We start from the raw sequence: 15,258 nt of genomic DNA on the forward strand, positions 1-15,258 counted from the left end.
ACATAAATGAACCGGTGCCCAGAGCTACTCACATCGCAACGCCACCATCGGATCGACTCGTGCGGCCCGCTGTGCCGGGAGGTAGCAGGCAAGAAGCGCCACCACGATCCAGAGGAGAGAAACCCCTGCATAAGTGAACAGATCTGTGGTGGCCACCTGAAAAACCATGCTGGCAATTACCTTGTTCAATGCCAAAGCCCCGGCCAGTCCAATAACTTCGCCTACAAGGACCAGCAGGAGCGCCCGACCGACGATCAGAGAAACGACGTCTATTCCCTCGGCCCCCAAGGCCATGCGGACGCCTATCTCGTGCGTCCGCAGGCTCACCGAGTAAGACACGACTCCGAAGACCCCAACCGATCCAAGAACCAGCGCCAACACGGCAAACGATCCGAACAAAAGCATATTGACTCTCCGGGGACTGAGGGATTTCGTTCTGCGTTCCTCCAAGCTCATCAGATCAAATGACGGCTCGCCCTTGTCGATACTGGCAATCTGGCTTCGCACCGCTGCGGCCAGATCCATCGGATCCCCCACCGTTCGTGCCAGGACTGTCATATGGGGTTCGCTGGCCTGCAAGAGGGACGGCGGAACTTGCGCTGACCGACTGGACGCCGCTCAGGCCCTTGATCCGCTCCAGGACATGCTGAAAGAACGATGCCTGATCCACAGGCTTAGGATACATGGAGAGCGTAAGGTCGATGTTCAAGGTCAGAATACGTTCTGATTTGAATCCTGGATCAATGCCACGAAGCCGGAGGAAGCTCCGCACGAGCAAACCGGCGCCGATTAACAGCATCATGGTCAGGGCGATTTCACCGACGACCAGGCCGCCGCGGAAGAGGCGGCCCGACCCGACCTCGGTTGAACTGCGGCCTGCCTCTTTGAGGGATTCATTCAATCGAATCCCGGATGCTTGTAGGGCGGGGGCTAGACCGGATGCGAGGCCGGTGAGCAATGTCAGAACCAAATTGAACCCCAGAACCCGATAGTCGAGATGGATGGGATCCATAGCCGGCAGGTTCGTGGAGATAAACGCAACCAGAAGATCCTTTCCCCAGGTGGCGAACACCAAACCTAGCATCCCTCCCACGAAAGCCATCAACAGAGTTTCAGTGAGAAGTTGTTGGATAATTCGGGCCTTGCCGGCACCCAGGGCGAGCCGCACAGTCACCTCCTTCTTCCGGGCGGCGGCACGCGACAGAAGCAGGTTGGCGATATTGATGCACGCGATCAGAAGCACGAAACCCACGGCAGCGAGGAAAGTGAACAAGGAGCGCTTCACTCCGTGGGTGATTTCCATGTGCCAGTCGCTCACCACGGCATGCCTCTTTAGCCCTTTCCTTAAAACGGATTGCATGATCGTATCCAACTCCGCCCGGGTTTGCTCAAGGCTTACTCCGGGCTTTAGCCGGCCAATCACACGTAACAGCAAAACCTTCGTCTCTCCAGCCTCGGATAGGGAAAGCGGCGTCCACAGGTCATAATCAGACGAATATTGATCAGGAATCTGAAAGGAGGCTGGAAGAACACCAATAACCGAGTAGCTCGTGGCATCCAGGGTCAATGTCCTGCCTAAGACCGAGGGATCGGACTTGAAACGGCGCTTCCAGAAGGCATGGCTCAGGATCACAACCCGAGGAGCACCGGGACGGTCTTCCTCGGGAGAGAAATTTCGCCCCACCACGGGCTGAACACCCAGAAGGGGCATAAAGGATGAACTGACGATGCCACAGGTCACTCGCTCTGCCTCATCGCCAACGGTGAGGTTACCTTGAAACCCCATGTAGGCCGCAATGTGACTGAGTATCTGGCTACGATTTCTCCATGCGAGATACTCGGCCCTCGTGGAAAATGGACCGTATGTGTTCCCCCGGATATAGACAAGCCGCTCGGGTTTGGGGTAGGGCAAGGGGCGAAGAAGCACCCCATTGACTACCGTAAAGATCGCTGTCGTGGCTCCAATGCCCAAAGCAAGTGTCAGAACCACGGCCGCAGTGACGCCGGGGCTTCGGGCGAGCATCCGAAGGCCATAGTGGACATCCTGGATAATATCTTCGAAGAATCTCATACGGTTAGGGTCATCGTTCAACAAGGTTTTTGATCAGCTTCAATTGCACGGCTTCCTTGCTGTTCTCCGAAACTTGAACGGTTCGACCCACTTCTTCAAAGGGTTTGAGGTACCCCGGATCATAAAGCACACCCCCCTCATCCACGGTGTCCCAGGCAAACAACTTGTAGCTTCCCGGGGCAATGCCATCGATGAGGAATCGGCCTTTATCGTCAGTCATGGCCATTTTGAATTGATACGCCGCCCGTCGCGGATTAGAAGAGGCTGCCGCGGAAACCAACGTCACCATCGCCGATGCGGCCGGCTCCGCTCTCTCGTCCAGAACGGATCCTTCGATATGTCCCCCGTTGGCGCCAAGCACTATACTGAGGTCTCCTGGGACCGTGCCGGTGAGGTCGAGGCCCGACTCTGTGATGTCTGTGTCCGCCAGGCGGATAGCCTTCACGTAGAGGCCCTGCAGGTTCATCAGTGAGACTCGATAGAGATCGGGTGCCACGTTCTTGAGCTCAAACGTTCCATCTTCCTGCACTCGACCTGGTGCCTGGTCATTCGAGTCTGCGATCAGCGAGTGCAGTCGCACGTAATGGGGGAGCCTGCCATCGGCGGCGCCCTCGACTCGAATCTGGCCCTTGATGTCGCGGGGTGGCAGAGGGCGCAATTCGATTCCCTCAATATCGGCCGACCCCACCTCAATCAGACGGCGGACCGAATACCGCTTGTCACCCACCATGCTGGTTGCGGTCAGAACATACGGCCCTGGAAGCAGGCCCCGAATCACGAAGTTACCATTCGGGTCAGCCATTCCCATGCCTTGGCCTGCATTTCCTTGGAATCCCGGGATGATGACATTCGTTGAGACACTCGTTGAGCCCGCAGGTTTGATGGCAGCGCCGCGAACGGTCGCCAAATGCCCCTTGGGGAGGGTCATATTGACGTCTCGAAGCTGCTGTCCGGCACTGAGGTCAATGGGCTTTGCAGTGCCGAGGTCGTGGCTGCTTGGATAATAGGCCGCCGCAAGTGAGTCATTCGCGAGAGAGGGCCAAGCGGCTCCAAACCCCTGCGCCGAAAACGGCTTGGCCTGTAAGTAGTATCGACCCGGTTCAACGTTGGAGATACGATATTCTCCGAGATCGTTGGTCGATCCCCCGATTATTGGCGTCAATCTCCGTCCGTTGGGGGTGTACTGGTAAATCATCAGACTGACGTCCACATGTTCGATGGGATCGCCATCTTCATCCAGAATACGCCCAATGACGGCAGCAAGTGGCGTCAGCGGCATCTTGATGTCGCGCCTAAAGTCGCCTGGCGAAAGCTGGATCGGGTCGCCCATTCCATAACGTCCCTTGACGCCGTAGTTCTGAGAGCGAAACCCAGTGTGTTGTGCCCATAACCTGTAGGTTCCGGGTTCGACATCGGAAAATGCGAAGCGTCCGCCTGCATCGGTCACCGCAGTGGGTGCTGTTTCGTCCGCAGACCGATTCGCCACAGCGCGATTGCCACTTACCTTCAACAGCGCCAGGTAAACTTTTCGCAATGGTTTACCCGTCGCGGAATTGAGCACTTGTCCTTCGAGCCGGCATTTCTCCGATTGAGGAGAAGACGGTCTCGCCTCCTGGCCGCCAGTGGCACTCTCAATGATGAAAAGCAGGGCGAACACACCAATGAATAGAAGAATTTTCAAAGCCACCCGAAATTGAATTCGCATGAGTCCAACCTCCCGGTGAATAACAATGCCGTCAAATCGTCTGGAATTGATATTCTCCCTCTGCCGTTTTGAACATAGGCCTCGTGTTTTCTACTTAAATGTCTTTTGCAGAGTCCTGACATCGCTTTCGTGAAAAGCGGAAGCCCGACCCTGCGAGCTCGCGCTCCTCGAGGACAAAGTGGAAACTACTTGCTACCAAATCGGACCACGACGCCGGTCGAAAAGCGGAAGTTGTGCTGCGTCTCTCCAAAGGATCGAGTCAGCATGTATTCAGCTTGCGCCGCACGGATTGCCACGCTCCTGCTGACCTTGATGTCCACACCACCTCCCACCGTCAGGGCAAAGGCATTGTCCTTTAACCCGGAAAGGTTGGTATGAACTCCTCCGAACAACGTCTGAAAGAAAGGTGTTGCCCTCTCATTCTTCCGATAAGAGAGGCGAGGACCGAACAGATAGGATACCGCATTGACGGGTACAACGAATCCCGATCAACGATAGTATCCAAGGTCGGCAACCACGCCCAACCACTCGTTTAGATTGCCCGAGACAGAAAGATCGGCGCCGTGCAGATTGATAGTCGGGGGTACACCAGTTCTGGGATCAGAGGAGATACCTCCGATATGGATATATGAGTAACCCACAGAGACTTCTGCTTGGGGAGTATCCTGGGCACAAAGGAACGACGGAATCACCAGAAGTATTACAATGACGAACAACAACAATCTAACACTCTTCATTAATGGCCTCCTTTTGTTATCTCTGATAATCATGGAAAGCACGCTCCAAACTGTTTCAGATTGATTGAGACGATCGAACCCATCAATCGAATGGATCCGATAGGCACGAAGGGCCCGCGGAGAGAGACTCCTAGAACTCTCAAATACACCATTGTTACCCCACACGCGGCTGGACCTGGAAAGGTGCCGACCATCTTCAATTGTCAATCGCTTTCTGCTAAGTTGAACACACTCGACTCACGCTTTGCTCGAATGTCGTTTGCGGAGACCTGACGCCCCGTTCGCTTTCTGACGCCTCCTTGAATTCTTTACGCACGACAATCTATTCATGGCGTAACGCCACCATGGGATCGACGCGAGAAGCGCGCCACGCGGGGAGAAAGCTCGCGAGGGTCGCCACGCTGACCAGCACCAGAATCGAGAAGGCAATGGTCGCCGGATCAGCGGGAGTGAGTCCAAATAACAGGCTCCGGACAAACCGCGAACAGGCCAAAGCGACGGGTGTTCCGATCGCTGCGCCGAAGGCAACAAGCGACAAAGTCTCTTTCAGCACCATCCAGAGGACGTCCCTGCGCCTGGCTCCGAGCGCCATTCGGAGCCCGATTTCGCTGGTACGGCGTGCAACTGAATAAGTGGCGACACCATACAAGCCGATGCAGGCCATCCCCAGCGCCATCACTCCGAAAAGCATGGAGAGCGTGGCGAACATGCGCTCGTGCCTGAGGGTTTGGTTCACCTGATCGGTCATGGTCCTGACGTCGTACAGCACCAGGTTCCTGTCGATGGATTGGATCACCTGCCGGATGCTCGCCGTCACTGTTGACGGATTGCCTGTTGTGCGGACGTGCAGCACGAATGGCCTGTTTTCCGGAAGCTGCCCCAGTAATTGGAATTCGGTCGGCCGTGAACCTTCACGGAGATTCCAGAACTTGGCGTCCTTGACTACACCGACGATTTCGTATTTACCCACCGAGCGGGACCCCTCATCGCCAAATCGCTTGCCGATGGGGTTTTGATTTGGAAGGTACTTATGGACCAGGGCCTCATTGACAATGGCCACAGGCGAAGCGTTGATGCGATCCTGCGGGCCGAAGTCGCGGCCCAACAGCAGGGGGATCCCCGCATTGGCGAAAAAACCTGGGCCAACTGAATTAAAGGAAACAAACTGGTTCTCATTGGGAGCGTAGTTGTAGCCCTCGACCCAGAGGGTCTTTTGCCTGTAGGTTGAGCCCATTAGCAAGGGGGCATGCGCGAGTGCAGCGGAACGAACACCGGGGATTGCCTCAACCTGCGCTGTAAGTTCGTCAAACAGGGTGTTCAGGCGTTCGTTCTTGAACCGCGATTCCCGGGGGTCGAGGGTGAGCAGCAGGATGTGTTGACGCTCAAACCCAGCGTCGAATGTCCGGAGGTTGCGGAGTGTGCGGACAAACAGGGCTGCCCCGACCAGCAAGATCAGGGACCCTGCCAGTTCGACCACCAGCAACGAGCGCGCCGGACCCAGCCGCCGTTGTCTGGTCGTAAGAGGCATGGCACCCTTCAGGGAGCGAGCCACCTCCACTCGCGTCGCGTGCAATGCCGGGGCCGTGCCGAATAGAATCCCCGTGAGCATCGAAGCGACTGCTGTGAACACGAGAATCCGCCGGTCGAGCAGGAACTGGACGGAAGCCGAGGCATCGAACGGCAGGAGAATTTTCAGCAAATAATGAGCCCAGAACTCAAAGAACAAGCCGATCATGCCGCCCACCAAGCTTAACAGGATGCTCTCCGTCAGCAATTGGCGTGTAATCCGCATGCGCCCAGCTCCCAGCGCCAAGCGAATGCTGATCTCTCTGGATCGCACTGCCGCCCGCCCGAGAAGCAGATTTGCTACGTTCATACACCCAATCAGCAGTAACACGCCGGCCGAGAGGATCAATATGGGGAGTGCTTCGGCCAACATTAATTGCATGCCCCAGTTTCCAGATCCCGCACGCATGAGATCGACCCTGAGGTCGAGCACCAGCTGGCGATCGCGCGGCGTCCAATCCCTCATCTGAGCGCTCATCTCATTCACGGCCTGATGAAGCAGCACTGCCAATTCGGCGCGTGCTTGTGTTAGAGACACGTCGGGCTTTAGACGTCCCAGGCAGTGCACGGATCCCGGCAGTGGAAGCGTCGCCAGAGGAACGGTGATGTCGGGCACCGAGAGGCGATCGGTGCCGAAGAAACCGGGCGGAGTCACTCCCACAATCGTGAACGGCAAGTTGCTGATATAGACCGTTTTGCCCAGGACTGCGGGGTTCCGTGCGAACCTGCGTTCCCAGAATGCATAACTTAGGACCGCGACGGGTGAGGCGGCGCCGCGATCGTCCTCTTCAGTAATCGTCCGTCCGACGAGAGCGTCTACTCCTAAAGTCGAATAAAAGGATCCGGATACCAGATGGGCAAGGATGCGCTCTGATAGGTTGTCACTGCGAAAGTTCAGCTCCCGCTCGCCATAGATCAAAACACTGGAAAAACTCTGGCGGTTTTCTGTGAGGGAGCGGAATTCCGAATAGTCCAAATTTGAGCGGGAACCTCCCGGCCAGGCAAGCAGGACCTGGACGAGTTCCTGAGGGTTTTTGACCGGGAGCGGCTCGAACATCGCCTGATTCAGCAGACTAAAGATCGCAGTACTGGTCCCAATGCCGAGCGCCAGCGAGAGGACGGCAACCGCCAGAAAGCCTGGACTCTTCGCGAGCATTCGAATACCGAACCGAACATCCTGAGCGATGTCGTCAGAGTATCTCATCGGAATCGAAGGAATCGACCGTCGAACTAACGGCCGGATTTCCACCCGGCGCCACGTTTCCCGGCCTGTTTGCCGGGCTGACGTGCCAGCGCCTATTTGGATGCATCGTTATTTCATTCTCGATTGATGCATGAACGCAACAGCAATCACGAGGACAGCGATGAGGAGATCAATAAACATCAGCTGGCCCCTTCCGTATGCCATGGGTAGAATGATTGCGCTGGCCCCGATATACCCATAGAGGCCCCAACGTCGCATGCGCCACAATCGTCCAACAACAACTCATGTCACCGATCTCGCATAGCGGAAGCGTCCTCACGCTCGGCTCAGGTGCCACTGACCGGATTGGCATCCACAGTCATTGGAGCCATGGGCCCGAATAATGCCGCGACGGATGCTCGCGTCAACACGATGAAACTGAATACCCCGAGCACTGTGCCATACGGAATCCCGAGACACGATACGCCGGCAACAACGAGGCAAAACCCACGGGCTCTCCTCCTTTTTATGCACAGGCCGGCATAGACCTTGAGCCCTGCCAGAACGATCAGCATCAGAAAGATCCCCAAGCCGACCCCAGCGATAAGCAGGCCGATCCCTCTGGGCGGGGGTCCCTGGGAACTTGAGGGGGTATGTACGACCGCCCACTCAACGAAAAATCCCATGGCGACATACATGAGGGCAAACAGGGAAAAGAATGCGGTGGTCGCACCTGAGATCCAGTAGCCTATCGAAAGAAGCCGGAGATGCTCATCATCCAGTATGTATTGTCGCAGATCATTGTCTGTCATCAGTTTCTCTCCGTTGAGTTAGCCCCATGACTGGGGCGTCACCCGCTTGCCCCGTGACCCTTCATCGGACCTGACGCGGCATGAATGCGTGTGGGTTGCAGGCAAGAGTCAAACACACCCTTGCGATAATTGAGAACACACTGCCACTTCTACAGTCCGTCAGAAAAGACGCCAAGAGCTTGATGGTAACTTAGGGAAACCTAAACTAAAGCCTCGAATGGCCAGCAGATCGTTTCAGGGTGACGAGGGGCCGACGGGGGGAGCTGGCCAGGAAAAGTCTAGAACTAGCGCGGCGTGAATTCAAGGGAAATGTTTCACTTGTTGAGGATGATCCAGACAATAAAAGACATCCCCCAGTGTTAAACCCTGTACCTTCACATCATATTGGTGGGATCGACGTCGATGAAAACATTCGGCTCCAGTATATTTTTGCTCTCGCAGAACTCCACACAGCGCTCGATCATCTGCTTGAGTGGTTGGCGGCGGCTCGCTTTCAGAAGCAACTGCCAGCGATAATCCTGCTTCAACCGGGCGAGCGGGGCGATGGCGGGGCCCAGGACCCGCACCTCTGGCAGAGGATTTGCCCGAAGATGTTCCCCCAGCGCCCGCGCCAGTTTCATCGCTTCGTCGAAATTCCGGTGCCGGATGCCGACCAGCGCGAGCTGGCCGAACGGGGGGTAGTGCATCATGCGCCGGAAGTGGATCTCCTTGTTATAGAACTCAATGAAATTCTGCCGCGTGGCACAGCGAATGGCGTAATGCTCCGGATAAAAAGCCTGGAGCAGGACTTCTCCCGGCGTGGTGCCGCGACCCGACCTCCCCGCCACCTGCGTGAGTAACTGGAAGGTCCGTTCAGCGGCGCGAAAGTCGGGGAAGCTGAGCGCCCCATCCGCGTTCAACACCCCCACCAGCGTTACCCGGGGAAAATCGTGTCCCTTCGCAATCATCTGGGTCCCCACCAGGATGTCGGTCACCCCCTCGCTGAATTCGCCCAGGATGCGATGGTAGCTGCCCCGGCCCTGTGCGGTATCCCGGTCCAGGCGTGCGATACGCGCCGGAGGGAAGATCTCCCGCAGCTTCTCTTCAATCTGCTCGGTTCCTCCCCCCACGAAATAGAGGTGTTCGCTCTCGCACTTCCAACACTTCTTCGGAACCGGGGCGGCTGCCGCGCAGTAATGACACAGCAGGATATGCCGGCGCTTGTGATAAGTCATGGTGATGGAGCAGTTGGGACATTGCCGGGTCGCCCCGCAGGAACGGCATAGCACGAACGAGGAAAACCCCCTGCGGTTCAGCAACACCAGAACCTGCTCGCCGGCGTGGAGTCGCGCTCCAATCGCCTCCACCAGGTCGCGCGAAAGCATCTCGTTTTTCTTGGACTCCTTGAACTCCGTCCGCATGTCGACGACCTTGACCTCGGCCAGCGCGCGGGATTCGACACGATGCTTCAAGGCGATCAGTTGGTACTTTCCTCGCTGAGAGTTGTAAAAGCTCTCCATGGAAGGCGTGGCCGAACCCAGCAGGACAACCGCCTGCGACTTCTTTGCGCGCACCACCGCCACGTCGCGGCCGTGATAGCGCGGCGATTCCTGCTGCTTGTAAGAGCCGTCATGCTCTTCATCCACCACCACTAATCGCAGGTCCTCGAGGGGAGCAAACACTGCCGAGCGGGTTCCGATGACCACTCTCGCCTCGCCGTTCTTGATCCGCCACCATTCGTCGTACCGTTCTCCTTCAGAAAGGGCGCTGTGGAGAATCGCCACGCGGTTCGGAAAGCGGGCGGCAAAGGTGCGTGAGGTGACCGGGGTCAGTGCAATCTCAGGAACCAGCATCAGGGCGGTTCCGCCTTCGGCAAGCACACGCTCGATGGCGCGAAGGTAGACCTCGGTTTTGCCGCTTGCCGTCACACCATAAAGCAGCACGGTGCTGAAACTACGGCGGCCGACCGCCTCTTCAATGATCCGAAGGGCTCTCTTCTGATCGCCGTTGAGTTCCAAAGGCGGCGATTGAGGGAGGGCCGTTCCGCGATCGGCCCCAGGAAGGACGAGTTCAAGCGGGGTTCGATCGGTGTGCCTTGATTCGAGAACGACGAGATTCCGTCCGGCCAGGGTCCGGATCGTGGAGGCAGAGACACCCGCTTTTGAGATCAGTTCCGTTACAGGGACAGCCGCTTGGTGTTGATTCAGATATTCGAGGACGTTGCGTTGCCCTTCCGATAATCGGACTTTCAGGCGTTCAGTCTGCCCTATCGGGGAAATGCAAACGTAGAGCCGTTCCTTTTCCCTGACCGGAGATCTTGTCTTTTCACTCGAAATGCGGAGTTCCCCACTGGCCTGTAACCGATTTACAATCTCTTCCCACGGGGGTCCGTTGAACTTCCGCAGCAAACTGCGCCGATCCATCACTCCCTTGCTGGCGACGGCCTGCAGGATCTGCAAATCATAAGGCTCTTCGGGATGCTCTTCGAAAAGCGTCCCGGTCCGGGCGACCTGTTTGACAGTTTCAAGTCTCAGGCTCCCTTTCGGCGTCAGATGCACAAACTGCCGTGTGGTGCTTGTGAAGGCCAGTGGGCACGCCGCCCGCAGCACCTCACCGATGGGCGCGAAGTAATAGTCGGCGACCCAGAGGCACAGTTCGTACATGCTGTTTGAGAGAACTGATCCCCCATCCAGCACCTCAACAATGGGCTTGATTTCAAAGTCCGCCTGATCGGCCGCTTTACCATGCAGCGCCGTCACCACCCCCACCACCCGGCGTTTGCGAAACGGAACGATCACCCGTGAGCCAAATTGTATCTGTAGGCGTGAGGACTCCGGCACTTCATAGGTGAAGGAGTGTCGAAATGGAACCGGGAGCGCCACTTCAATGGTGAAATCGGGGAGGCCCATGGGAAAGTATTAAGGAATTACTTCCTCTCGACTATAATGGAATGCTTGGAAAATCGGGGTCCGATCCCTTCCTCTCATGACCCTCGAAGGCTCTTGAAAGTCGGCGTCTGTCCCCACCGATGCTAGAACGAAGACGAGGTCAAGCCATGCAATTCTACACAGAATATCTTTGGTTCAGCACAAAAAAGCAGCGCGAGTTCATCAACATCACCTCGCAAGTTGATTCCGCGCTCCACAAATCGGGCATCCAGGAAGGAATGATCCTGGTATCGACGATGCACATCACTGCGGGGGTCTACATCAACGACGCCGAGGACGGCCTGATCCAGGATATTGAGGAATGGATCGAGAAGCTGGCCCCTTACCGAAAAGACTACCGGCATCATCGCACGGGGGAGACCAACGGCGACGCCCATTTGAAGAACCTGTTGATCGGCCACGAGGTCATCGTCCCGGTGACCCACGGGACGATGGATTTCGGGCCGTGGCAGCAAATCTATTACGCGGAATTCGATGGCCTGCGTCGAAAGCGAGTCATCGTGAAAGTGATGGGTGAGTGATGAAGCGCGGATTCCCGACGCGGCCCATTGTGGGCGTGGGCGCGGTGATCGTCCGCGGGGATTCGGTCCTGCTGGTCCAGCGCGGAACTCCGCCGCTCGTGGGCGAGTGGTCGTTGCCGGGCGGGGCGGTGGAGATCGGGGAAACTCTGCAGGAGGCCGTCAAACGGGAAATCCAAGAGGAGACCAACCTCGAGATTCGGGTCGGTCCACTCGTGGAGCTCTTTGAGCGCATCCAGCGCGATGGCGGCCGCGTGGCGTACCATTATGTGATTGCGGACTATCTGGCCTGGAAGATCCGGGGGCGACTCAAGGCCTCGTCCGACGTCCGGGCGGCACGCTTCGTCTCCAGAACGGAACTTGTACCGTATCATCTGACCGAAACCGCGCAGCGAGTCATCGCGCGAGGGTTTGAACTGGCAAGGAAGAGCCGGCCTAAACCGTAAATCCACGCGGTGATAAGACCTCGGCAATCCTGGCCTTTTCTAATCGGACTTTGCGGTGAGCTCTTTAGACACACAAATTCGGGATTCGTTGTTTCAGGAAGACTTTTTAGAATCCTTGCTAGAGGAGGTTTTAGATTCGGAGGGCGTCGTGCTTGACTCACCGGCTTTGGTTTCACCTGTCTTGGTCTCACCTGTCCTGGTCTCACCGGCCTTGGTTTCACCGGCCTTACTTTTTACGTTCGACTTTGCTTTTTCAGAGCCCTCACCCACCGATCCTCTGCCGTAGTCGTTAATATACCAACCCGATCCTTTGAACTGGATCGCGGGGGCAGAGAGCAGTTGGGACACGCGCCTGGCCCCGCACTGGGGACAACGTGAGACCGGGGGGTCAGACAGTTTCCGCAACCGTTCAAATTGAAAACCGCACTTCAAACACTCGAACTCATAGATGGGCACGACTCTTCACCTCATCGTGGGGCAGATGTCCCGTCTGCCGTACTTCGTTTCACCCTTGGGCAGACGGGGCGTCTCCCCCACTTGTCCCCCGCTCCTTCAAACTGAGGGCCCAGAATTTCCAACCGCTGCTGAATCTCCCGCCGTGTTCAATCCACCCAGCCCGATTTCTTTTGCGACGGGTTTAAGGGAGTCGATCACAAAGGCGATGTGATCGTTCAAATCCACACCCAGTTCACTGGCGCCATTCAAGATATCGTTCCGGTTGACACTGCGGGCGAATGCCTTGTCTTTCAGTTTCTTAAGGACGGATTTCGGCTCCACTTCAAAGATGGACTTATTAGGCTTTACCAGCGCCACCGCCGTCACAAAACCTGTGAGTTCATCGCAGGCGAACAGGACTTTTGCCAGAAGCGTGTCTCGGGCAACACCCGTGTACTCGGCGTGACCGAGAATGGCGCGACGCAGGTCCTCCGGATATCCTTTCTCGCAGAGGATTTCAGACCCCTTGAGCGGATGATCCGGCGCGTTGGGATAACGCTCGTAATCAAAATCGTGGAGCAATCCGGTCAGCCCCCACTTGTCCTGATCCTCGCCGTGCTTGGTGGCGTAAGCACGCATGACGGTCTCCACCGCGAGCGCATGCTTTCGCAGGCTCTCAGATTGAGTATACTCGCAGAGCAACGCCCAAGCCTCTTCACGATTTGGCATCAAATTTTCCCCCGCGACACAGTGGCTTCCCCCTCCGACACCCGTCGGGCCGCAAACTAACTTAATAATATCGGGTCGAATGAATGTCAACCCCTATTCCTTCAGGACAGAACATCCTCCGTGCCCTCGAGCGGTCATGTCAGTAACCCATCAAGAATATTTGACGCTACAAGGGCTTAAGAATTCATTATTAGGAGGCCATGAATAGAGGAAGTTAAAACCCTTTAATCCAAAGGGTAGGTGATTCTCCCGCCGTCGCGCCCTTTCCATCAATAACCGATTCCCTGGTTTCATGGCTTCCTAATAAAATCCGGTTTGGGCTCCGGCTCGGTCGGATGAGGAGAGCATAAGGCTGTGAAAGGACAGGAATGCGGCATAGAGGCTTTATGGCGGACTCAGCTCACTCACCCCCATACCTCTCGACCCATGTTATAATACGCCCCAGCATGAGGTAGAGAGTGGGGACTTGTTTTGCTTCGTAAATCTCTGTTTTGGTTACCTATACTCCTGCTTGGCCTGATAGGGCTGGAAGGCCTCTGCTTTTCCGCCAAGTCGGTAGTCGTGTTTCCGTTTGAAAATAACACCAAGAATCCCACCATGGAATGGATCGGACAGAGTTTTGTCGAAACGCTGAATGAGCAATTGGCGTCGAGCTGGCTCAGCCCTGTTACTGAGGAACAACGCAACGCCATCTATGACCGGCTGGGGCTCCCCTTTGACGGAGATTTCAGCCGCGCCACGCTGATCAAAGTAGGAGAGGACCTGGATGCCAATTATGCTGTTTTGGGCTCTTTTCATTATGAGCAGTCCGAATTCTCTGCGGCGGCGGAGCTCGTTAACGTCGACACCTCACGCCTTGAGGCAAGGTTCGTGGAAAAGGGGCCCTTGGACGCGCTCAAGAAAATTCAAAGCCGGATTGCATGGCGGATTCTGACTCACTTCGACTCCACGTTCCCATACAATCAGGAAGACTTTTACAAGCAGTTCGGAGAAGTGCCTCTCAGTGCTTTCGAGAATTACGTGCGCGGCCGCCGGGCGGTCGACAGCAAGTCTCAACTTCAATACTTCCTGAAGGCTGAACGGATTGACCCGAACTATTCAAATGCGATTTTTCAAATTGGAAGGATCTACTTCCTGCAAAAAGACTATGCCACCTCCCAACTCTGGCTTCGACGGATCACCAAGGAGGAGCGGCATTTCCACGAGGCTGCGTTTTACCTGGGGCTCGATTACTACTTCATGAAGAATTTTGAAAAAGCCTCGGCGGCATTCAGCTCAATCCTCACCGATCTGCCGTTGAACGAAGTCTTCAATAATCTGGCGGCGGCCCTGAGCCGAATGGGGGCTTCGACCCAGGTAGTGCGCAACTACCAGAAAGCGATTGAGGGCGACCCGGGAGAAGCCGATTTCTATTTCAACCTGGGCTATCACTTCTGGAAGTCGGGCGACCAGGCTCCGGCCGCGCGCTACCTTCGCGAATCGCTCCAGTTGAATCCACAAGATGCAGAGGCAGCCTACCTGCTGGCGAACTCGCTGGAGACCTTGAAGCAGGCGGACGAAAGCTCACATTATTTCCGGTTAGCGTCGCGACTCAATCCCAAGGCCGTCAGCTGGACCGTTGCTTCCCTGCCTCCCTTGGAGCGGGTCAAACTCAATTTTGACGCCATGGCGTTTCGGGAGCTGAAAGCCACTCTCGACTCCCTGCAGGAGCAGAAACTTAAGAACCGCCCTCCAGCAGAGCAGATCTCGGAACATATGAGGCGGGGGTCTGAGTACTTCGAGGAGTTAAGGAACCAGGATGCGGCCCGGGAATTCGAACGGGTCCTGGCACTCGACCCGAATTCCAGTGAGGCGCACGGTTATCTGGGTCGAATCCACGAGCGGGAGGGCGAGTTGGAGGAGGCGATCGCGGATTGGAGGAATTCGCTTCGGGCCGCGGATTCCGCCATGGCGCACACGGCGCTCGCTCATCTCTATTACACCTTGAACCGGCCAAAGGAAGCAGAACAGGAGATCGCGGCGGCGTTGGTCCTGGAACCGGAGAATCGCGAGGCCATCGAACTCAGGGCTTTGTTACTGGAGAAACCATCACCCGGGAAACGATAGCCGGTCTTGTGTTAATCTGGAGA

General features: G+C 56.4%; 11 protein-coding genes. 3 read left to right on the forward strand and 8 right to left on the reverse strand.

Features of this window, described 5'->3' with window-relative positions; genetic code table 11:
- Positions 1-24: 24 nt before the first annotated feature.
- The 6 genes from LAO21_09060 to priA form a co-directional block, all read right to left on the reverse strand.
- Positions 25-456 (reverse strand): FtsX-like permease family protein, encoded by a 432-nt coding sequence (locus LAO21_09060; GenBank protein ID MBZ5552855.1) that lies wholly within the window; start codon positions 454-456, stop codon positions 25-27.
- 4 nt (positions 457-460) lie between these two features.
- A complete protein-coding gene (locus tag LAO21_09065; protein ID MBZ5552856.1) occupies positions 461-2,071 on the reverse strand; it encodes an ABC transporter permease in 1,611 nt (536 codons plus the stop codon).
- A gap of 10 nt (positions 2,072-2,081) precedes the next feature.
- A complete protein-coding gene (locus tag LAO21_09070; protein MBZ5552857.1) occupies positions 2,082-3,776 on the reverse strand; it encodes a carboxypeptidase regulatory-like domain-containing protein in 1,695 nt (564 codons plus the stop codon).
- Between the two features lie 1,059 nt (positions 3,777-4,835).
- Positions 4,836-7,283, reverse strand: a complete 2,448-nt coding sequence (locus LAO21_09075) for an ABC transporter permease (protein MBZ5552858.1) — start codon at positions 7,281-7,283, stop codon at positions 4,836-4,838.
- Between the two features lie 326 nt (positions 7,284-7,609).
- On the reverse strand, positions 7,610-8,074 hold the full coding sequence (locus LAO21_09080) for a hypothetical protein (GenBank protein ID MBZ5552859.1): 465 nt from the start codon (positions 8,072-8,074) through the stop codon (positions 7,610-7,612).
- Positions 8,075-8,448: 374 nt separating this feature from the next.
- A complete protein-coding gene (priA, locus tag LAO21_09085) occupies positions 8,449-10,962 on the reverse strand; it encodes a primosomal protein N' (GenBank protein MBZ5552860.1) in 2,514 nt (837 codons plus the stop codon).
- Between the two features lie 146 nt (positions 10,963-11,108).
- Between priA and LAO21_09090 the strand changes: the two genes are divergently transcribed.
- A complete protein-coding gene (locus LAO21_09090; GenBank protein ID MBZ5552861.1) occupies positions 11,109-11,522 on the forward strand; it encodes a secondary thiamine-phosphate synthase enzyme YjbQ in 414 nt (137 codons plus the stop codon).
- Positions 11,522-11,965 carry an NUDIX hydrolase gene (locus LAO21_09095; protein MBZ5552862.1) on the forward strand — a complete coding sequence of 148 codons (444 nt, stop codon included), beginning with the start codon at positions 11,522-11,524 and terminating at the stop codon, positions 11,963-11,965. The genes LAO21_09090 and LAO21_09095 overlap by 1 nt, the downstream gene beginning before the upstream one ends.
- A 93-nt stretch (positions 11,966-12,058) precedes the next feature.
- Here LAO21_09095 and LAO21_09100 read toward each other — a convergent pair whose 3' ends face one another.
- Both LAO21_09100 and LAO21_09105 read right to left on the reverse strand, forming a co-directional pair.
- The gene (locus tag LAO21_09100) at positions 12,059-12,421 is read right to left on the reverse strand and encodes a zinc ribbon domain-containing protein (protein ID MBZ5552863.1); all 363 of its coding nucleotides are present in this window, start codon (positions 12,419-12,421) and stop codon (positions 12,059-12,061) included.
- Positions 12,422-12,517: 96 nt separating this feature from the next.
- Positions 12,518-13,129 (reverse strand): HDIG domain-containing protein, encoded by a 612-nt coding sequence (locus tag LAO21_09105; GenBank protein MBZ5552864.1) that lies wholly within the window; start codon positions 13,127-13,129, stop codon positions 12,518-12,520.
- 471 nt (positions 13,130-13,600) lie between these two features.
- Here LAO21_09105 and LAO21_09110 point away from each other — a divergent pair, with 471 nt between their 5' ends.
- Positions 13,601-15,235, forward strand: coding sequence for a tetratricopeptide repeat protein (locus LAO21_09110; protein MBZ5552865.1), 1,635 nt, complete (start codon positions 13,601-13,603; stop codon positions 15,233-15,235).
- Positions 15,236-15,258: the final 23 nt, after the last annotated feature.

It is taken from the genome of Terriglobia bacterium (genome assembly GCA_020073085.1).
Taxonomy (GTDB): Bacteria; Acidobacteriota; Terriglobia; order JAIQFV01; family JAIQFV01; genus JAIQFV01.